An 18,476-nucleotide genomic window follows, 5' to 3' on the forward strand; every position below is an offset into this window, starting at 1 on the left:
ATCCTAAAGATACAATCAATTTTGTATCAACGAAAAGGTTAAAAACATACATCAAATAAAATACTGACAGATGAATACACAGAATCTAAAAAATACTGCCCCTGATGCAGATTATTCAACACAACGCCTTAGTCAACGCTATCGTTTTGCTGATCCTAATATGGATCTCTTTTTTCTGGGCGCATTAGGATGGGGACCAGCTGGCGGCTTATCTGCCGGCGAAGCCTTTTACATTGCCTCTCAAATTGAAGACGGTAATGCTGAATCGTGGACATGTGCATTCGAGCATCAGGGTGAAGTCCTGAGTGCACAAGCCAACATCTGGCTGAAACGCGGGTGTACGCTTGCTGCCGGTGAAGCCCGGTTAAAAGCATTCGCATGCTACCGTTCAGCATGGCAGTTTGTCGTTCCCGGCAAACGCTTCACAGCATTGTTCCGCACCAGTCAAAAGCACTTTGATCAAGCTCTGGAGGAGTTGGGAATTCCAGCTACGCGATTTACTATTCCTTACGCAGGCGGTGAGCTACCGGGACATTTCTTCCAGGCGAGTGACCCTACAGTGCCGACAATTCTGGTTATCGGTGGTGCTGATACCTGCCATGAGGATAGGTTCTTATCGCAAGGTCGCTATTACCTGAATCGTGGCTATTCGGTTGCACTTGTTGACCTGCCAGGACAGGGACTCGTACAAGAGCAGGGACTTTACTGGGAACCGGAGACTGAGCTACCGATCGCGGCGGTAATCGATGAATTAATTACCCGCTTCCGGGTGGAACCGCAAAGACTGGCGTTATTAGGCATGAGTCTTGGTGGTTATTTCGCCAGCCGGGCAGCAGCGTATGAACCCCGGATCGCTGCGGTTATAGCCACTCCGGTACTTACCAACCCTATCGAACTATTTAAAGGAGTAGAAAAGCAGGAAGCAGAGTCTGACAAGACTAAAGCATCTGAGGCAGGAAAAAACAATCTTCAGGTACTAATGTGGAAGGCTGGCGCGACCGACTTTTCAGAGATGGCACAGCGTTGGGATGGCGTGGTAGTAAATCCGCTTAACATACATGTCCCCTTTCTTTCCGTGCTAGGCAACCAGGAAGGAAGTATCTGGAAGAAACAGACTGAGGAATGGCATACCAATATCGCATCTGCCAAAAAAAGTCTCGTGATTCTTGATGCGGAATCAGGTGCTGATGCGCATTGCCAGGGAAACAACCCGCTTCGGTTAGTTCAGGAGGTCGATGCATGGCTACGCGAGGTTCTGTGAAATTGGTTAAAGCCAGGTAAAAATGGCCGGAACTTTTTAAAATCATTTTACCCAGACAAAAACGTAACATATATAATACAATATACGTATGTATTTTCTCGTTTTTCACTATATTTTAATCATACACAAATGAATCATCAGAAATCAACTTTATTATTATTCGCATTCATGACCACATTTGTGGCATGCAAAAAAGACATCAGCATTGACACGTCTGTGAATGACACCTCTCAACCTGCTGGAAATAAAACTACCTGGTGGCAACCAGTTGCCGGCGTCAGTTTTGACTGGGAACTTGATGATATCAGCAGCACTGCAAATTTCTCAGCTGATGTAGTGGATGTTGATGCATTTACCACCAGTGCAGAGACAGTAGCGGCTTTGCACGCCAAAGGGAAAAAGGTAATTGCCTATCTCTCTGTTGGCACTATAGAGAATGACCGTAATGATGCTTCGTTAATTCCTGCTGAGCTTATTGGAAAACAATACCGGGAATGGCCAAAAGAAAAATGGCTGGATATCACTCAGCTAGACAAACTCAAACCATGGTTAAACTCCAGATTCAATATGATAATAAAAAAGGGATTTGACGGTATTGAACCAGATAACATGGACAGTTATGATAATGAGTCCGGTTTTGACATACAGTTACCCGATACAAAGAAATATGCAGATTACCTTATTAATCTGGCGCATAGCAATGGCTTATCTATAGGACAGAAAAATGTTAAAGAATTAACAGCAGATTATGCTTCCAAATTTGACTGGGCCTTAACAGAAGATGCTTTTGCTCAAGGCTGGCAAGATCAATTATCTGGTTATATCAAATTAAACAAGCCTGTTTTTGCCGTTGAATATACCGACAAAATGTCCCAATCGAAATTTCAGACCAGCGTTTGTCCTCCAGCCAAACAGTTGAAATACACTGCAATATTAAAAAAACGGGATCTATCGCAATGGGTAGATCGCTGTAATTAATTTATTTACAGAAGGGCAATCCAAATCTTATTCCAGACCTTCACTAAATTTGCTGGCAGAAGGTCTGGAACTGCCCTTCAATAACTTGTAAATGCTTAAAAGCATCGATAACTTTAACAAAACAACTTGTACCCCACTCCACGCAAACTCATGATCTGTACATCCGGGTCATCCCTTAGCAGCTTTCTCAGATGTGCCATAAAAACATCCAGACTTCTGGTGTTATAATAGGTGTCATCTTTCCAGATTTTAAGCAGTACCTCCTGCCGCTCCAGTACATTATTTTTTCGATTGAGCAATAATTCGAGTAAAGCGGCCTCCTTATAAGATAAAAGATAAGTAGATAAAGGAGTAATTAATTGCTGATGTGCCGCGTCAAACCGGCAATTTGCAAATTCGTATATTCCGTCTTCCTCATTAGTGCCAAACCCTGATAAACTGTTAAACCTGGATAATAAGGATTCAATCCGTACCAGCAGTTCATCCATGCTGAATGGTTTTTTAAGATAGTCGTTTCCCCCGGTCTTAAAACCTCTGACCACATCTTCTGTCAGTGATTTGGCGCTTACAAATATGATTGGAACATGAACGTCAATTTTACGTATTTCTGCCGTTAACGAATAACCATCCACAGTGGGCAGCATAATGTCCATCACACAGATATCAGGTCTGAATTGTTCAAATTCCTTTATCACAAGCTTTCCGTCAGCAACAGTTTTCACGATATAACCACTGTCAGTAAGACCTTCACTAACAATTTGTGCTATGAATGGCTCGTCCTCGACGTATAATATTTTAGAATTCATGACTTGCGGCGAGTTTAATTGTAAATGTACTTCCTGCACCATACTCACTGTTTACCGTGATTGTGCCCCCATGACTTTTAATGACACTCATAACATAATTTAAACCCAGACCCGACCCTTTTACCGGGTGAACATTTTCTGGTTGCGGAACTCTGAAAAACCGGTCAAAAATCTTTTCCTTATATATCTCCGGAATTCCAGGGCCATTATCTTTGAAACTAATTGTTACCCATTCCCGGTTGCGCTTACAAGTGATCAGCAATTCCAATGGCTTAACTGCATATTTAATTGCATTTTCTATCAGATTATAAAACACAGCTGTAAGATGCAGCGCATCTCCTTCAATAAAGCAGGGTTCGGGAGATACAATCAGCCTGCAAACCGCACCGGCATTTAATAGTGGTAATTCCATAGAGCGGATAACATCCGACAGTCCTGACTGAACATCATAAAAAACCGGGCTAAGTATAATTTTACCATCATCTGCGCTTAAACTCAATACCTTTTCTACCATTTGTGTAAGTCTTTGTAATTCCTGTCTGCCCATATTTAAATAGCGCTGCAATTTTGCAGGATCTTTTGTAAGCTCATATTTACTGATAGATTCCAGTGCCAGAGCAACTGTAGCAATTGGGGTTTTGATTTCGTGAGTCATGTTGCTGATAAAAGCTACCCGGGCATCGGCATATAAGCGGCGGCTGATCATCAACTTAAATATAAAGTAAAATGCAATTCCTGTTAAACCAATCATCAAAACAGAGGATAATAAAAAATAGCCCATTTTAAACCATACCACCTGTGTAACCGAATCTACAACAAGCTGAACATTATGGAGATGCATCAAATTATAGGTGTATCTTTTACTTATAAATCCTGATGATGTTAGCCCTGGATCTGAATGCGCATTATCCCTGCCATAAGAATGGACCAGGAAAGAATAACCGGAATGGATTCCCAGCTTACTCAATTCTTTAATAACTGAGTGTTTTAAGCTGACCAGCGATAAACTGTCCATTGTATTCATCTGCTGAAGAGAATATCCCATTCCATATCTGGGGGCCAGGCGATGCGCCGGAGCATCTTTTAAGAATAATAAACGCAGGTCCAGTACGATCGAGTCAGGTTGCGCATTGATATCAAATGACTTGTATAATCTGTCATCTTTGGCGGCCTCGAACCCCTGCCAGATTCCAAGCCATTCTGAGGAAAGAAAAAATTTATTTAACGCTGCATTACCTGTAAATTTTGCTTCTAAAGTGACATAGATATTATTCCTGGATGCTGCACTAATCAAATTTTCAATATCATCAATCGTCCGTCGCTTTTCTTCTTTAAATAACTGGCTAAGCCATGCAACCTGAAGTAAAACGCAGATCAGCATGGATAAAACAACTAAAGGATAAACATACTTTGCCGACATCTGCTTCATTTGTCAAATGTCCGCTTTTTTTTCCTGCAAGCAACCCATCACAACCGATTTAACGCTATTTAACCTTATTAACTATCTTTTACGTAAGATCAATATATTCATGCTGGTGTAAAAACAGGAAGTTTTAGCAACCGGTTCTGCGGATATGGAATGATGTGTTGTCCGCTACAGTATTTCTGGTCAGGGTCTAAACAACCGGACAGCAACCTGAGTAATTTTTCCTGATAAAAATGCGTTATTTACAATAGTCAATAATATTTCCCAAGACAGATACCAATCAAATATAAAAAATTCAATATATGAAAAACAAAGCTGGTTACTGGATAGATCGCCTGGATCTTCAGCCACATCCTGAAGGTGGTTATTACAGAGAGATTTTCAGATCTCATGCCGAAGTTCATCGTGATCATGAAAGTGAATTAAGAAGCGCCTGCACATCAATTTATTATTTGCTTGAAGGCAATGATTTCTCAGGCTTTCATCGTTTAAAGTCTGATGAGCTGTGGTACTTTCATGTGGGTCAGCCTATAATCATTCACGTTTTAGATACAGATGGCAGTTACAAGTGCATAGAACTTAGTGACTCAGAAACTGGTAGTCTGCAAGCTTTCATCGAGCCGGATTGTTGGTTTGCTGCAGAAGTTTCATCAAAATCGGACTTTGCGCTGGTGAGCTGCGCAGTCGCACCTGGCTTCGACTTTTCAGAGTTCGAGATGGCAACTAAAAGTTCGTTGACCAGCGTTTACCCGGCTCAGAAAAATCTGATCGAGAAATTATGCCGGTTTTAAAACATAATATTGTGGCTTATCTGCTACTATGCAGGCGAAATTCCGCATAGTAGCAAATAGAATTCCTGTATAACTGAACAGACCAGGGAATATATCAATTTGACTGGTCATTCAGCAAGCTCAACTTTTCTTCCAGATCACCTAAGGACATTTTACCACAGGCAAAATCAATCTCTAATAATGTCATCTGCTCTTTTTTAGTTAAGGGTCTCCCCTCTATAATCTCGATTAACTCATTCTCACTGGCCATTGGTGCCAGAATATTTTTCTTTCCGAATAATGCTTCGAAATACCGGACTCCAAACCTGCGCTGCGATACTGCATCAAAATGAAGTCCATCCTCGTTTGCTGTTAATCCGTTTGCCGTTACAAAATAGCAGTTCGGCTTTGTTTCAGCGAATTTCTGAAGTGCAGAATTAACCTGATTATATTCAGTAAAATATTTGCCGTACCTCCCATCGCTTAAAAAATCACCAAGGCCGCCCGTAATAAAAGGAATATCCGGTGCGTCAAGCTCTCGACGAAATGCATCAACGATGATACTAAGCTTGTCGTAATAAAGAGCTGAAAGACCACCAAAACTATCATTTTCTCCCTGATGCCATAGGATTCCATTCAACTTACTGATCCTCATGGCAAGCTTTGTCTGAAACACAGCATTTTCAAAGAGTGCGCCTCCAACAGCCCAGTCATCCAGACTGGTGCCCCCATCAGCACAAGGTATCAAACCGATTTCTTCCTGATCATTTTTTAATCTCCAGGCACCAGCAAATGATGCGGCAAGTCCTATACCGGATGTCGGCCTGTCAAAATTAATTGGTTCTGTCATCGTTTGCCAGCGGCCATTTACCAGCATTTTGATCTTTTCATCATAGATCTGTTTAACATTATTCAAGTATCCCCGCCCCGCCATATTTGACTGGCCTGCCATCAAAAAGGAATGTATCATATTTTTTATATTTATAAAGCTGTTGTTATTTTTTCAAAGCCTTCAGTGCCAATTTGAAGGTAGCCCATATAAGCTCTTCACTAATCTGAAACGGAGCACCTGTTATACTTCGTCCTTGCTGGTGAAAGCGCATTAAAGTATATAAAGGGCCGAATGCAATCGACCAGTAAACATCAATGGGCAAGTCATCCATTTCGCCACGCATTACAACATTATTAATGAAACGCCCCATATTTTCTTTGAACTTACTTAAGAATGCGCCTGTATTGCTTGTGAACATTTCAAAGAATTGCTGGTGGTAAGATGAACTGCTGATCTGATCGAAAAACTGTCCTATCAAAGGATTTTTCATCATATAGTTGAACCGGTTGCGCCACTGTATCCGCAAACCTTCTTCCAATGATGCCTCCGGATCGAAATCCTTATTTATCGCATCTTCCATTCTTGCACCCTCTTCCAATACAATTTTTAGAATAAGGTCGTCCTTATCTTTATAATAAACGTAAGGTGTACCTACTGAAACCCCACAGGCTTTCGCAAGCTTATTAATAGTAAAGCCTTCCAAACCGTATTTTACAATAGTTTCTATAGCTTTTTCTTTAACTAATTGTTCTTTGTTAATATCTCTGACCCGCATAATCTAATAGTTGTTCAAAATTAAATGATTATTCATTTAATAACTAATTATTCTGTTTAAATATTAAATAAATCGTTAATTAACTCCTCATTTACAACTCAGAAATGAAGAAGTAATACTATTTTTCAATAGCTGGACTTATAGTAAATGTATAGGGTTCAGTGCCGGGATAAAGCATCTGGATTTTACGCTGTCTCCCCTATAATCTACCCTGGAAATTTTCTTTAAAACCGCCCGGTTACCAGCTAAAATCCATGTTAAAAAACACTATTGTAACTAGTTGATAATAAGGATAGTGAAAGCACTTTGTTCAGACATCATTCAGACAAGGTTCAGAGGTTATACGGACATGGTTCAGCTTCCTTCGAATAAAGCCTGAATAAGGTCTTAATAATTTATTATTTAAACACTTATAACTATAATTCCTGAATACCTTTTCTCCTATATTGTAACATCAATCTAATCTACTATGGCAATTATACAGGAAGGCACCGTACTGGCGGGTATCAGAGGGAAAATCGGAAACGTCGTTATTTATACCTGGAAAAACAAGGTATGTGCACGTTCATTACCTGCCAAACCCCGTAAAAAAAGACCTAGAACGATCCCACAACAGGCTCAGGCTAACAAAATGAAAGTTTTAAGTCCATTTTTGAATGCTGTTAAGCCCTTCTTAAGAGTTGGCTTTAAACATGTGGCAGATAAGCGAAACATTACAGCTAACAATGCAGCCAAATCTGTGAATATGCTGACAGGCGTTAAAGGCGAGTTTCCTAATCAGGAGATCAACTGGGATACGATTCTGGTAGCCGACGGGCCATTGCAAAAACCGGAAAATGTAACCGTTAGAATAGTAGAAAATGCCTTTCATTTCACCTGGGACAAAGATAAAACCCAGACAGGTAATCCAGGCGACAGAACGATCATCCTGTTATTCAGTAAAACTCACAGACGCGTTCTGGTCAATTACAGCGGTTCACGCAGAGACGAACTCAAAGATACCTTTTACCTCGACTCTCACTATCTGAAAAAGAATACCTATGAAGTATTTATAGCCTTCAAAGATGTCACAAGTGATGAGGTATCCAAAAGCGTCTATTGCGGCAGATTTTCAAAATAAAAAAAAAGATCTCTTATTAATTCAGTGTTAAATATTCATGAAGCATTACCTTAAACTGATAACATAACATTAACTGACCATTGAGTTAAAACAATTTGTCTTGTTTTGCACAAACAAGACAGTATTCTCCCATGGAAAAAACGACACTAAAGATCAGCACAGATCTTCAAAAGTTCATTGATAAATTCGAACCTAACAAATTCAAATTGATGGCAAAGGGTATTGAGATCAGGGGCATCAACGATATGCACAGGAACATAACCCAGGCAAAAGATCTGATTGAAAGACTGGAACTTAACCTGTTTGTCTCACACAACGCGGAAATGGTTAGTTATGGAGCTTTTGAGGTAAATACGTTATAAAATCTTAAATGATAAATACATTTTCTTAGAGAGATTACATATTTAAAGTATCTTTTAAAGATGTAATCTCTCTGCTTTTTTTTCCAGCCTCTCTGATAATCCCGACAATCCCCTCGTTTTCGATAATAAACATACCCAGACGTTCTTCAGAAACACCATTGACCAGTTGATAAGTAAAAACTGGTTTCTCATTTTCAAAATAAACATCCAGATAACGAAATGATATATTACTAAACTTTTCTAGTTGATGGGCCAGTTCAACAATATGCGTGGAAATAAAGAACGCTGAGTTACTTACCCCAGCCAGTTCAGTTATTATTAATGCCGAGGCATCAAGCGCATCTTTAACATTCGTTCCCCTGAACAATTCGTCAAAAATGATGAACATTTTATCGTGCATTAACAATTGTTCCGATACTTCTTTCACGCGCTTTACTTCGCTATAATAGTGACTAAGCCCTCTGTTGATATTATCAGGAAGATTAATGGTTGTGATCATGCCATTAAAAATAGTAGTTTCCATCTCACCGGCCGGAACCGGAAATCCTAAATGCGATAAGTAAATTGTTAAACCTATGGATTTAAGCAATGAAGATTTTCCGGCCATATTCGAACCTGTCAGCAGAACTGTGTTCTGATCTGCATTCAAAAGAAGATCATTTTTCACCGGATGAGAAATATTAGGATGAAACAGATCTTTCAGATGTACATGAAATTCATCAGCTTCCCGAAATCCAGGGAATGAAAAACCTTTCGCATGAGCAACTGACGCTATATTTTCAAAAATATCCAGTTCGTAAACGAAAGCAAGCAGCCTTTTTATATTATCGTTTTCTTTATTGCGAAATACTCTATCAAGTTTACTTACCTGCAAAAACTTTAATTTGTTTTCATTATAGCAGAGGGCTTGTTTTAGCAATCCACCTGCTATGATCAATTCAATTTGTTCAAAGATAGACTTCAGATAAGCTGGTGTATCATCAGATAAATGATCTTTTATAAATTCAGAAAGATACTTTGTCAGCTTAATTAAATACCTGAGCCCTGTTCTGATAATATAATAATCATTGCTTGAGTTTCTTGTAATGTATTCTACCAGAGAATCTAAAGGATTACCTCTATATTTATTTTTACCAGACTTCAAATAAAACTCTACCAGATCCAGTTCTTCATTCCTTACCTCAAAATTCAAACGATGGTCGTAAAAATATTTTATAGAATCTCTGCGTAAGGTTATTTCCTCTATATCTGCGGAAGGGGAATGCATCATATCCATTAATCTTTCCCTCCCACCTAATGTCCTGGTCCCTTTAAACAAATCAAATATTGAATTCGAACCTGTCTTTTTTGTGAAAATATTCAGGTCTGTTAGTGTTTGTTCATCGATATTGAAACTACTCATGCAGGAGTTTTAGAGAAATTAAGTCTAATCGCTTAAATTAAAGAAAAGAAAGCGATAGTCCAACTCTAATTCACCCTTTTCCTCTCCTCCTCACTTGCTGTGACCCTTTGCCTTGCAGCTTTTACACTTTTACCCAGTTTATAAGAAAAACTTAGCGTAAATGTGCGCGTATCATTTTTCTGATACATCCCGTTATTCTGGCCCTCATTCTGAATTGAAATCCGGTATGGATTAGTATAAAGCAAATCAGCAGCGCTGAATTTAATAGTTCCCTGTTTATTAAACACCTGTTTACTAATTCCGGTACTTATATCATAAGTTTTAGCAATCAGTAATGTCCCTTGCTGTACCGCACTATTGTACCAGGCGCTAAATTCTGCCTTCAATCCACTATTTTTATCAATTGTAAAGGCATGATCAGTCCTTAGATAAAAATAAAACCGGCGGTAGTTATAAGTATTTCCCGGTTGATCAGAGCTTTGTCTGCTATAATATCCCTGTGCTGTATTATCAATTTCCCACCACGCCGCCGGATGATGAACTGAAGACAATTCTGTTCCCAGCTCTTTGATACTACCAATATTTTGCTGCGTATCATGAAAAGTTCTGTTCACATTATCCTGAACAGTCACGTTGCTTGCCAGATCATCAATTCGTGTGTATACTAGAGAGAAAGTATAATTCTGATGTAAAGTATAACTCAACTGAAGGCTATTGATAATGGCAGGCTTCAGGAATGGATTACCACTGGTATAACTATATGGAGTTAAATAACTTTTTGCGGGGTTCAGCTGTCTGTAATCGGGTCTGTCTATCCTTTTTGAGTAGTTAAAGCCAAACTCATCGTTTTCAGAAGCTTTATAAGTCACAAATGCAGTAGGAAATATTCGCAGATACTTATTTACATTGATAGAATCCAGAGAAAGCGATAAGCCTTTGGATGTGGCATACTCCGCCCGTATTCCTCCTTTAAAATTCCAGCGGCCAAATGCTCCGCTTATACTTGTATAACCAGCAGCCGTATTTTCAGTATACCTGAACTGGTTACTTCTGGACGGGTCGAATACAGGAACAGTTCCGGCAGTATTATAAAAATCAAACTGGTTTTCGCTCACCGAACTTGTATACTTAAGACCAGATTCCATCGACCATCTTTTACCCGCTTTGTAATTATAGTCTATCTTACCCGACCATATATTTATCTTTTGAACAGAGGGGAAAAATGTATGATAAGGAGCAGAACCTAAACTCCCATCCGGCAGATAAGTAAGGTTATGCAGCTGTACATTATTATTCCTGGTATAAGGAACATAATCCAGATCTACGTTCAGCCCCCTGCCGGAACTATCCAGTTTTGCTTTATAATTCAGGTTAAAACTATATTGATTGGTATGTCCGCCAATATTGCTGTTGGTATTCAATACAGAATCCGGATTCACATGATAGTTATTGTAAATATTAGTTGTTGCTGTACTACTGCCATTACTAACCGTGTTATCACCAGTAACCAGTACACCAATCACCTGGTTATCAGTTAAATTATAATCTGCACCAGCAGTATAGTTATTTACTTTATTTTTAGCGATACTGGTTCTGTTCATGTCCCAGTACGCGTAAGAAGATGGCCTTTGAAAAATAGTATACTGGTCTAAATCGCGTTTAATATTTCTGTCGCTATAACCGTAGGTCCCAAAGATATTCAGCTTGTTTTTGCGGTAATTAAATATTCCGCTGCCTGTGTATCTATTTAACTGTCCACGGGTATAACCACCGCTCAAACCTGCATTAAATCCATCTGATTTTATTTTCTTTGAAATAATCTCAATCACTGCACCACCCTGTGCTTCATATTTGGAAGACGGATTGGGCATGACCTCTATCTTTGAAATATTATCCGAAGGAATACTCTGCAGATAAGCGGCAAGATCGTCTCCGGATAACCTTACCGGTTTACCATCCATATAGACTGTAACACCTTTATTATTCGCTGTGACCCCGCCATCATTAGTAGTTTTTACACCCGGTGCTTTACTTAAAGCATCCCAGGCTGTACCACCACTGGCCAGGATGCTCTTTTCTACATTGAATACAACGCGGTCTGTTTTCCGTTCGACAGTAGGTTTAGTAAAAGTAACCGCAACCTCCCTCAGTTGTCTGCTGTCATTCAGCATCACCAGGTTAAGACTATCTTTTGGTAAGTTAAAAGTACGGATCACAGACTTATAACCCATCAGTGAAACCGAAAGCTGATAAGGTGACTGATTCAAACCAGTCAGTATAAATCTGCCCTGATCGGCCAGCTGGCTGCTGATCACCTGACCTTGCTGCGAAATTGTTATTGTGGCAGCATCCAGCGGTTTACCTTGTTCATCATTAACAATTCCGCTTAATTTTTGCTGAGCGGAAAGTTGAAAAGGAAGGAACGTCAATAAAATATAAAGTAGCTTTTTCATCTTTTTTAAATTATGCTACAAACCTACCCTGCTACTTCCTAAACGGGAGTTAAGTTGAGTTAAATAGAGTTAAATCGTATCTTAACCCGATTATAGCAGATAAATTATGAGGAACTTTACCTTATGAAATGGCTCAAAGCAAAATATACTTATCTATTGATAGTGCTTTCCTTACTGGTAAGTACCGGACTTCAGGTTGTCTGGTTGCAGCAGCTTTTTCAGGCGCAGCAGAAACAGCTCAAAGATGAAATAGAAAGCCTGGTTAGTAAAACCGCACAAGCCAATTTGTATTACAGTATCACTAAATTTAAAGATCCGGGTAATCTTTCGCTGGCTAAACAACTCTTTCTCTCCCCGCAATGGGAACAATTGCGTCTGGCATTTGACAACATGAAAATCCAGGGTATGCGTACTTCTACCAGCATCATTGTTGATAATGACAGTACTGCAGTAATCCTGGGCCTAAACTTAAAAGGCAATCGGAATAAAAACCCGGCAAAACCTGTCATAACCGGTACAGATAGTACTCCGGAGGAACGGAGATTAAGTGACAGCTTATCTCTGATAGAAATGAAAAAAAATGTAAATACTGCTTTAAAAAAAATAGGAATTAATTCCAGAGCTTATTATAACATCTATCCTCACAACAGTACAAAAGCACTTCAAAGCAATGTTCCTGCAGGATTTAAACCTGCATTTACCACCAGAAGTTATCTATACAATATTCAGGACATCAACAGATATCAATTGAACCTGGCCTCTGTGGATACGGTAGTATGGTATAGAATGCGCTACTATTTAGCCTCTTCTATTCTCATGGTGATACTCACCTGCGCCGCTTTTTATTTTATACTTAAACTGTTGCGGAGTCAGAACTTATATGCTGCAGCGAAAGCCGATTTCACCAGTAATATGACTCATGAACTCAAAACGCCTATTGCAACTGTACTGTTGGCCATGGAATCTATCAAAAAATACAAACTGATCAATGATCCTGAAACCCTTCAAAACTACCTTGACATCAGTCAGCACGAAATGCAGCGATTAGATCTGATGGTTGAAAAAGCATTGAATGTCAGCAGCGGAAGTGAAGCAGATCAGCCACTTAACCTGGAATTATATGATGTACAATCAGGACTGCAGCAGGTGATTAATTCTATGCATCTCCGCTTGCAGAACAGCGATAAAAATATTCGTTTCAATCTTTTGGAAGAACCTTGTTTTGTTTATGCAGACCCGGTACATCTGACCAATATATTTTATAACCTGATTGATAACGCCTTTAAATATTCCGGGAAGAAACTACTTTTGGAAATCAGTTGTAAATATGATTCCGAAAAAGTAATGCTGACTTTCAAAGATAATGGACCCGGCATTGACAGAATCTATCATAAAAAGATCTTTGAAAGGTTCTTCAGAGTTCCGGCACAAGGTGACACGCATGATATCAAAGGATCGGGTTTAGGATTGCATTATGTTAAACAAATAGTAGAAAAACATAAAGGGACCATCAAAATTAAAAGTGAACCCGGGCATGGAACCAGTTTTATTATCACTTTCCCAATAGCATCATGAGTTTTAAAGTATTATATGTAGAGGACGAGCCTTTTTTATCACACATTGTTAGTGATGGATTAAAAAACAGTGGTTATATAGTTCAGGTTGTTGCGGATGGGGACCTGGTCATGGATGCTTATTTTTCTTTAAATCCTGACATCTGTATTCTGGACATCATGCTGCCTTCCAAAGACGGTTATACGCTGGCGAAAGAATTAAGAAAGGCACAGCCAGACTTGCCTATTATCTTTTTAAGCGCGAAACTACTGCCTGAGGACGTGGTGAAAGGCTTTAAATCTGGTGGTAATGACTATCTCAAAAAACCATTCAGCATGGACGAATTACTGGTGCGGATGGAGGCTTTATTACAGCGTTTCGGGAAAGATATAATCGGGCTGGAAACCGAAAACAGTAAAATTTATGCTTTTGCAAATTGCCGGCTGGATACGGTGCTGCAAAAACTAACTACCTCATCTGGTGAGCATTCTCTTTCCTTTAAAGAATGTGCTTTACTGGAAATGATGATCCTGCGTAAGAATGATGTATTGGAACGTCAGGAAGCGCTAATCAAAATCTGGGGAGACGATAATTATTACAATACCAGAAGTATGGATGTGTTTATGACACATTTAAGAAAGTTACTAAAGGATGAACCAGGTATTCAAATCATGAACTTAAGAAGTATTGGCTACAAACTGATCTGCTAAATAATACCTATCTTGAATTGTCAATATTATGCAGGATTATTACAAGCAACATACTGAGGAGCTTCATTACTTCAAAAATGAAGCACGAAAAGCTTTTGCAGTGATTTGCGACCGCTTCGGCTTTCGGGAAGAAGATGTTGTGCTAAGCGATACAGCTAATTTATTTCAGATAACGTTTTCGAATAGTAAAACCCGGATTGTGGTGGAAGGTATCCACTGGGGCATGAATACAAACGTTTGTTTAGGAATTAATAACCAGGATAGTGACTTATGCGGCATTCACCAGCTGATAAAAGAAAGGGAACCTGAAGTACCTGTTGACGGAAGCCAGGCAGAGCAAATTTTCGGATATGCGCATTACCTGCTGACCTATGCTACAGACATTCTGGAAGGCGATACCACTTTTTTCAATCAGCAGAAAGCCCTGAGAAAAGAAGAAAAGGAAAATGCATGGAAAGCCATGCAGGCTGAATCAGCCAGGAAAATTTCTGAAGGTTATTTGAAAATTGATACGCCATATGGAGAACGGGTCTGGCGAAAACCCCGGCCATCGTTATCAACATATCATCTTATTAAAGATAAATTTCCCGACAGCTTCGAAGTGATGCTGGATTTACATGAGATATTTGGCTCAGAACAGGAAGAAGTTATCATTAACAACTGGAAAACAGAACTGGGTGATATTGTGATAAAAGATGAAGTAATTTGTGAGATAAGTACTGACAAAGTCTGGGTTGAAATTGTTGCTCCTCAAACAGGCCGGCTGATCTGGTTACTGGAAGAAGGTATTGCATTTAAATTTTCGACCTGTATCGCATTGCTTGATTTACAATTTCAAGAATAAACTTGGTAAACATTTTTAAATGATTCTTCTCGTATTTAAGATTGTTTCCGCATACTCTGCTTAATTTTTTCCCTGTGCTGTTCACCCCAGGCAGCTAGTTCACCTATCACATTTTTCAGCGTCCTGCTATATTCAGTTGCTTCATAAATAATAATAACCGGGGTAGCCGGATATACCTTACGTATAATAAAGTCATTCAATTCCAGATCTTTTAATTCTTTAGCTAATACCTTGGGAGATATGCCTCTAATTTCATGCTGAAGCTCATTAAAGCGCTTTGATGATTGTACCAGGCAAAGGATTATTGCCAGCTTCCATTTTCCATTAATTACGTACAGTGCATCAAGTACGTTATTGAGCGAATTTGCACATTCCTTATTATCCGGAAGGGAATCATTTACAATTATTTTCATAAAGTAAAGATAATCACTTACCTCAATGAAAGCGCTTTCCTTGAGGTAAGTAATGAGTTTTGATCACCTGGCAACCATACTTTTGCCTTTAACAAAAAAAGAATTTATTATGAAACACATCCTTCATTTAAAATCAAGCATACAAGGTAAAGAGTCTTACAGCATTAAGCTGGGGCAAGCTATTGTTGAAAAAATACAGGACAAATATTCTGATAGTACGCTGGAAGAATTAAATCTCGTTGATATTGACATTCCACACCTTACTCCTGCCATGCTTCGTACGTTTTTTATTCCCGGAGATCAGCTGACTGAAGAAGAAAAAGAAGCTATCCGCTTTTCTGATGAGCTGGTTAAACAATTATTGGCCGCGGACATCGTTGTGATTGGTGCCCCATTGATCAACTTTACTATCCCTACAGTGTTAAAGGCCTGGATTGATCATATTACCAGGGCAGGAATAACCTTTGGATATGGCGAAAATGGTCCGGTTGGAAAAGTAACCGGAAAAAAGATTTATGTAGCCATGTCCTCCGGTGGCGTTTACTCTTATGGTCCTGGGGTAGCCAACGACTTTGTTGCTCCTTATCTGAAAGCTTTCCTGGGTTTTTTAGGCATGACGGATCTGACAGTATTTCGTGCTGAAGGACTAAAAGTACCGGGCGTAAAAGAACAAGCTATGGAAAATGCAATTGACAGTATATTGATTGATTAAGATACGCGCTGATTCTGATCTCAGAATATTGAAAAGCATCAATGCTATCAAGATAAACGCCATCAAAATTGGCGTTTATCTTCTTTTTTAAATAAAAATCATCATTACCCGCCATTAACTCTTGCTTTTAAGGCATTAATTTCAGTCAATCAAAATCTGCAGGCAACAACCTTAAGTCGTAAAATCAGTCGAAAAGGAAACATCCTTCCAGGTCTCCATTTGCCTATGCAGTTCCTCAATTCTTGTTTTTGCACGATTGAATGCATCACTGCCCAGGAACAGGTCTACAGCAGGTATCGGGCTGTCAACTAATTTCAGGAATACATCTGCAATCTTATCCGGGTCACCTGGTTGTGCACCGTCCATCCTGTTCATTTTCTCATGATATTCACGTAAATAAGCATAATCTTCAATCTGGTTTTTGTTATAAGCTATTGAATCTGCCTTGGCAAAACCAGTCCTGAACCAGCCTGGCATAACATTAGTTACATGAATACCCAGTGGTTTCAGATCATTGGCCAATGCTTCGCTAAGGCCACTCACAGCAAATTTAGCCGCACAGTACATTGACCATCCTGTACCTGGTGCAAAACCTGCGATCGAAGAGATATTGATAATATGACCTGAACGTTGTTTTCTCAGATAAGGTAAAACCTGCTGAACCACATGTACAACAGCAAAAAAATTAACCTGAAAATTTTCATCGATCTCTGCTGAACTAAGCTCTTCCAAAGCACCACCCAGTCCATAACCTGCATTATTTATAATCACATCTAAACGACCGAATTTTTCAATAGCCTTCTTTATTGAAGCTGCAATGGACTGCTCGTTTTTCAGATCAACTTCCAGTGACAGAAACCTGTCACCTATCCCGTTAAACTCTTCAAATGCGGCAATGGATCTAGAAGTCGCAACAACGCTATGGCCTTTTGCCAGTAGCTGTCTTACAAGGGACAAGCCCATCCCTCTGGATGCCCCCGTGATATACCAAATTTTTGTATTACTCATAATCTTTCTTTAACACAAAGTTATCTGGCTGAACTGACTGTATTTTGTTACATCCAAACCATTATTTGTCAAATTCAAACCTATCTGAAACCAGACGGACTCATAGTAGTTTGTTTCTTGAAAAAGTTATTGAAATGAGCCTGATCTTCGAACCCGAGTACATAGCTGATCTCGGCAATGTTCCAGTCAGTATGCTTTAACAATGACTTGGCTTCAGCAGTAAGGCGATCGAAGATATGATCAGTAGTTGTGCGCCCTGTTGTTTTCTTGATTGCACGATTGAGATAATTTACATGGATGGAAAGTCTTTCTGCAAAGACTTTTGGTGAACGCAGCTCAAAACGCTGCGACGACGATTCAATTGGGAACTGACGTTCCAGTAATTCCATAAAAACCGAAGTAATGCGCGATGCAGCATCGGGATGCTCAAAGGAATTATCTGCTGGCTGAAGCTTCATAGCTAAATAGATCAGCTCGCTGACATAATTCTTGATAAGCTCATACTTATAGGTATAATCCGTATCAAGTTCTTTGATGATTTTTTCAAAAATGTCTTTTATTTCAGAAGTCACTTCATCTTTCAGGCTAAACACCGGCTGTGAACCTGCCATGAATAAAGGTAGTTCAACCAGATTTAAGCGCAGACTTTCTTTAAAAAACTCATCCTTGAATACACAGAAATAGCCACTGGTATCAGGGTTTAGTGAATCATAGGTATAAGGTACCTGCGGATTAAAGAAAAGCAGTGTATTTCCACTGACCGGAATACTTTTATCGCCATAATGGAATACGTTATCTCCCTGAAAGAGCATGATCTTAAAGAAATCTCTACGGATAAATGTTGGCGAAGTAGTACCTTTACGAATCCTGTCTTCAATCCGGAAAACATTAAACTGCCCATTGTTTTTCAGGAGATCTTCAGATAAGCTGCCATACTTATCCCGGTAAAACTGTTCAAGTGATTCGGTTGATTTTGCCATAATGCAAAAATGAAAAATTCTCTGATAATCTTCCTATCTTAAAACCTCAGAGAAACACCTCCTGGTTTTA

18 protein-coding genes are annotated in these 18,476 nt (G+C 39.3%); 9 read left to right on the forward strand and 9 right to left on the reverse strand.

What is annotated here, in order from left to right; all coding sequences use genetic code 11:
- The first annotated feature begins 70 nt into the window (after positions 1 to 70).
- Both PL_RS02825 and PL_RS02830 read left to right on the forward strand, forming a co-directional pair.
- Entirely contained in the window at positions 71 to 1,261 is a 1,191-nt protein-coding gene (locus PL_RS02825) for an alpha/beta hydrolase family protein (RefSeq protein WP_082036033.1), read from the forward strand.
- A 129-nt stretch (positions 1,262 to 1,390) separates the two neighbouring features.
- Positions 1,391 to 2,239, forward strand: coding sequence for an endo alpha-1,4 polygalactosaminidase (locus tag PL_RS02830; RefSeq protein ID WP_052496563.1), 849 nt, complete (start codon positions 1,391 to 1,393; stop codon positions 2,237 to 2,239).
- Positions 2,240 to 2,352: 113 nt separating this feature from the next.
- Here the strand turns inward: PL_RS02830 and PL_RS02835 are convergent, their stop codons facing one another.
- Positions 2,353 to 3,045, reverse strand: a complete 693-nt coding sequence (locus PL_RS02835; protein ID WP_041885975.1) for a response regulator transcription factor — start codon at positions 3,043 to 3,045, stop codon at positions 2,353 to 2,355.
- Positions 3,035 to 4,474, reverse strand: coding sequence for a sensor histidine kinase (locus PL_RS02840; RefSeq protein WP_052496562.1), 1,440 nt, complete (start codon positions 4,472 to 4,474; stop codon positions 3,035 to 3,037). Before PL_RS02840 ends, PL_RS02835 begins: the two co-directional genes overlap by 11 nt.
- 299 nt (positions 4,475 to 4,773) lie before the next feature.
- Here PL_RS02840 and PL_RS02845 point away from each other — a divergent pair, with 299 nt between their 5' ends.
- Positions 4,774 to 5,262, forward strand: a complete 489-nt coding sequence (locus tag PL_RS02845; RefSeq protein WP_041885972.1) for a cupin domain-containing protein — start codon at positions 4,774 to 4,776, stop codon at positions 5,260 to 5,262.
- 94 nt (positions 5,263 to 5,356) lie between these two features.
- Here PL_RS02845 and PL_RS02850 read toward each other — a convergent pair whose 3' ends face one another.
- Both PL_RS02850 and PL_RS02855 read right to left on the reverse strand, forming a co-directional pair.
- Positions 5,357 to 6,211 carry a sialate O-acetylesterase gene (locus PL_RS02850; protein ID WP_041885968.1) on the reverse strand — a complete coding sequence of 285 codons (855 nt, stop codon included), beginning with the start codon at positions 6,209 to 6,211 and terminating at the stop codon, positions 5,357 to 5,359.
- A 25-nt stretch (positions 6,212 to 6,236) separates the two neighbouring features.
- A complete protein-coding gene (locus tag PL_RS02855; protein WP_041885966.1) occupies positions 6,237 to 6,848 on the reverse strand; it encodes a TetR/AcrR family transcriptional regulator in 612 nt (203 codons plus the stop codon).
- A gap of 469 nt (positions 6,849 to 7,317) precedes the next feature.
- Here PL_RS02855 and PL_RS02860 point away from each other — a divergent pair, with 469 nt between their 5' ends.
- Together PL_RS02860 and PL_RS02865 are read left to right on the forward strand one after the other, a co-directional pair.
- A complete protein-coding gene (locus tag PL_RS02860) occupies positions 7,318 to 7,968 on the forward strand; it encodes a DUF6266 family protein (protein WP_052496561.1) in 651 nt (216 codons plus the stop codon).
- A gap of 131 nt (positions 7,969 to 8,099) precedes the next feature.
- A complete protein-coding gene (locus PL_RS02865; protein WP_041885965.1) occupies positions 8,100 to 8,330 on the forward strand; it encodes a hypothetical protein in 231 nt (76 codons plus the stop codon).
- 34 nt (positions 8,331 to 8,364) lie between these two features.
- On the opposite strand, the gene PL_RS02870 is transcribed toward PL_RS02865, so the two are convergent.
- Both PL_RS02870 and PL_RS02875 read right to left on the reverse strand, forming a co-directional pair.
- Positions 8,365 to 9,732 (reverse strand): MutS-related protein, encoded by a 1,368-nt coding sequence (locus PL_RS02870; protein ID WP_041885961.1) that lies wholly within the window; start codon positions 9,730 to 9,732, stop codon positions 8,365 to 8,367.
- A gap of 65 nt (positions 9,733 to 9,797) precedes the next feature.
- A complete protein-coding gene (locus tag PL_RS02875; RefSeq protein ID WP_041885959.1) occupies positions 9,798 to 12,185 on the reverse strand; it encodes an outer membrane beta-barrel family protein in 2,388 nt (795 codons plus the stop codon).
- Between the two features lie 123 nt (positions 12,186 to 12,308).
- On the opposite strand from PL_RS02875, the gene PL_RS02880 reads away from it, so the two are divergent.
- Genes PL_RS02880 through PL_RS02890 form a run of 3 tightly spaced genes read left to right on the forward strand, consistent with a single transcriptional unit; the run spans position 12,309 to position 15,293 of the window.
- Positions 12,309 to 13,760: a sensor histidine kinase gene (locus tag PL_RS02880; protein WP_052496560.1), complete on the forward strand. Its 1,452-nt coding sequence runs from the start codon at positions 12,309 to 12,311 to the stop codon at positions 13,758 to 13,760.
- Positions 13,757 to 14,449, forward strand: a complete 693-nt coding sequence (locus tag PL_RS02885) for a response regulator transcription factor (protein WP_041885956.1) — start codon at positions 13,757 to 13,759, stop codon at positions 14,447 to 14,449. Before PL_RS02880 ends, PL_RS02885 begins: the two co-directional genes overlap by 4 nt.
- A gap of 28 nt (positions 14,450 to 14,477) precedes the next feature.
- Entirely contained in the window at positions 14,478 to 15,293 is an 816-nt protein-coding gene (locus PL_RS02890; RefSeq protein WP_041885954.1) for a lipoyl domain-containing protein, read from the forward strand.
- A gap of 35 nt (positions 15,294 to 15,328) precedes the next feature.
- On the opposite strand, the gene PL_RS02895 is transcribed toward PL_RS02890, so the two are convergent.
- A complete protein-coding gene (locus PL_RS02895) occupies positions 15,329 to 15,706 on the reverse strand; it encodes a winged helix-turn-helix transcriptional regulator (protein WP_052496559.1) in 378 nt (125 codons plus the stop codon).
- A 109-nt stretch (positions 15,707 to 15,815) separates the two neighbouring features.
- On the opposite strand from PL_RS02895, the gene PL_RS02900 reads away from it, so the two are divergent.
- Entirely contained in the window at positions 15,816 to 16,418 is a 603-nt protein-coding gene (locus tag PL_RS02900; protein WP_041886006.1) for an FMN-dependent NADH-azoreductase, read from the forward strand.
- A 171-nt stretch (positions 16,419 to 16,589) separates the two neighbouring features.
- Here PL_RS02900 and PL_RS02905 read toward each other — a convergent pair whose 3' ends face one another.
- Both PL_RS02905 and PL_RS02910 read right to left on the reverse strand, forming a co-directional pair.
- The gene (locus tag PL_RS02905) at positions 16,590 to 17,426 is read right to left on the reverse strand and encodes an SDR family NAD(P)-dependent oxidoreductase (protein WP_041885952.1); all 837 of its coding nucleotides are present in this window, start codon (positions 17,424 to 17,426) and stop codon (positions 16,590 to 16,592) included.
- 80 nt (positions 17,427 to 17,506) lie between these two features.
- Positions 17,507 to 18,406, reverse strand: coding sequence for an AraC family transcriptional regulator (locus PL_RS02910; RefSeq protein ID WP_041885949.1), 900 nt, complete (start codon positions 18,404 to 18,406; stop codon positions 17,507 to 17,509).
- Positions 18,407 to 18,476 lie beyond the last annotated feature (70 nt).

Source organism: Pedobacter lusitanus (assembly GCF_040026395.1).
In the GTDB taxonomy this organism is placed as follows: Bacteria; Bacteroidota; Bacteroidia; order Sphingobacteriales; family Sphingobacteriaceae; genus Pedobacter; species Pedobacter lusitanus.

Excerpts from the sequence above, each read along its gene's own strand:
- PL_RS02895 (WP_052496559.1), bottom strand. The coding sequence starts at position 15,706 with ATGAAAATAATTGTAAATGATTCCCTTCCGGATAATAAGGAATGTGCA.
- PL_RS02885 (WP_041885956.1), top strand. The coding sequence starts at position 13,757 with ATGAGTTTTAAAGTATTATATGTAGAGGACGAGCCTTTTTTATCACAC.
- PL_RS02890 (WP_041885954.1), top strand. The coding sequence starts at position 14,478 with ATGCAGGATTATTACAAGCAACATACTGAGGAGCTTCATTACTTCAAA.
- PL_RS02840 (WP_052496562.1), bottom strand. The coding sequence starts at position 4,474 with ATGAAGCAGATGTCGGCAAAGTATGTTTATCCTTTAGTTGTTTTATCC.
- PL_RS02860 (WP_052496561.1), top strand. The coding sequence starts at position 7,318 with ATGGCAATTATACAGGAAGGCACCGTACTGGCGGGTATCAGAGGGAAA.
- PL_RS02875 (WP_041885959.1), bottom strand. The coding sequence starts at position 12,185 with ATGAAAAAGCTACTTTATATTTTATTGACGTTCCTTCCTTTTCAACTT.
- PL_RS02880 (WP_052496560.1), top strand. The coding sequence starts at position 12,309 with ATGAAATGGCTCAAAGCAAAATATACTTATCTATTGATAGTGCTTTCC.
- PL_RS02850 (WP_041885968.1), bottom strand. The coding sequence starts at position 6,211 with ATGATACATTCCTTTTTGATGGCAGGCCAGTCAAATATGGCGGGGCGG.
- PL_RS02865 (WP_041885965.1), top strand. The coding sequence starts at position 8,100 with ATGGAAAAAACGACACTAAAGATCAGCACAGATCTTCAAAAGTTCATT.
- PL_RS02830 (WP_052496563.1), top strand. The coding sequence starts at position 1,391 with ATGAATCATCAGAAATCAACTTTATTATTATTCGCATTCATGACCACA.
- PL_RS02845 (WP_041885972.1), top strand. The coding sequence starts at position 4,774 with ATGAAAAACAAAGCTGGTTACTGGATAGATCGCCTGGATCTTCAGCCA.
- PL_RS02825 (WP_082036033.1), top strand. The coding sequence starts at position 71 with ATGAATACACAGAATCTAAAAAATACTGCCCCTGATGCAGATTATTCA.
- PL_RS02900 (WP_041886006.1), top strand. The coding sequence starts at position 15,816 with ATGAAACACATCCTTCATTTAAAATCAAGCATACAAGGTAAAGAGTCT.
- PL_RS02835 (WP_041885975.1), bottom strand. The coding sequence starts at position 3,045 with ATGAATTCTAAAATATTATACGTCGAGGACGAGCCATTCATAGCACAA.
- PL_RS02855 (WP_041885966.1), bottom strand. The coding sequence starts at position 6,848 with ATGCGGGTCAGAGATATTAACAAAGAACAATTAGTTAAAGAAAAAGCT.
- PL_RS02910 (WP_041885949.1), bottom strand. The coding sequence starts at position 18,406 with ATGGCAAAATCAACCGAATCACTTGAACAGTTTTACCGGGATAAGTAT.
- PL_RS02870 (WP_041885961.1), bottom strand. The coding sequence starts at position 9,732 with ATGAGTAGTTTCAATATCGATGAACAAACACTAACAGACCTGAATATT.
- PL_RS02905 (WP_041885952.1), bottom strand. The coding sequence starts at position 17,426 with ATGAGTAATACAAAAATTTGGTATATCACGGGGGCATCCAGAGGGATG.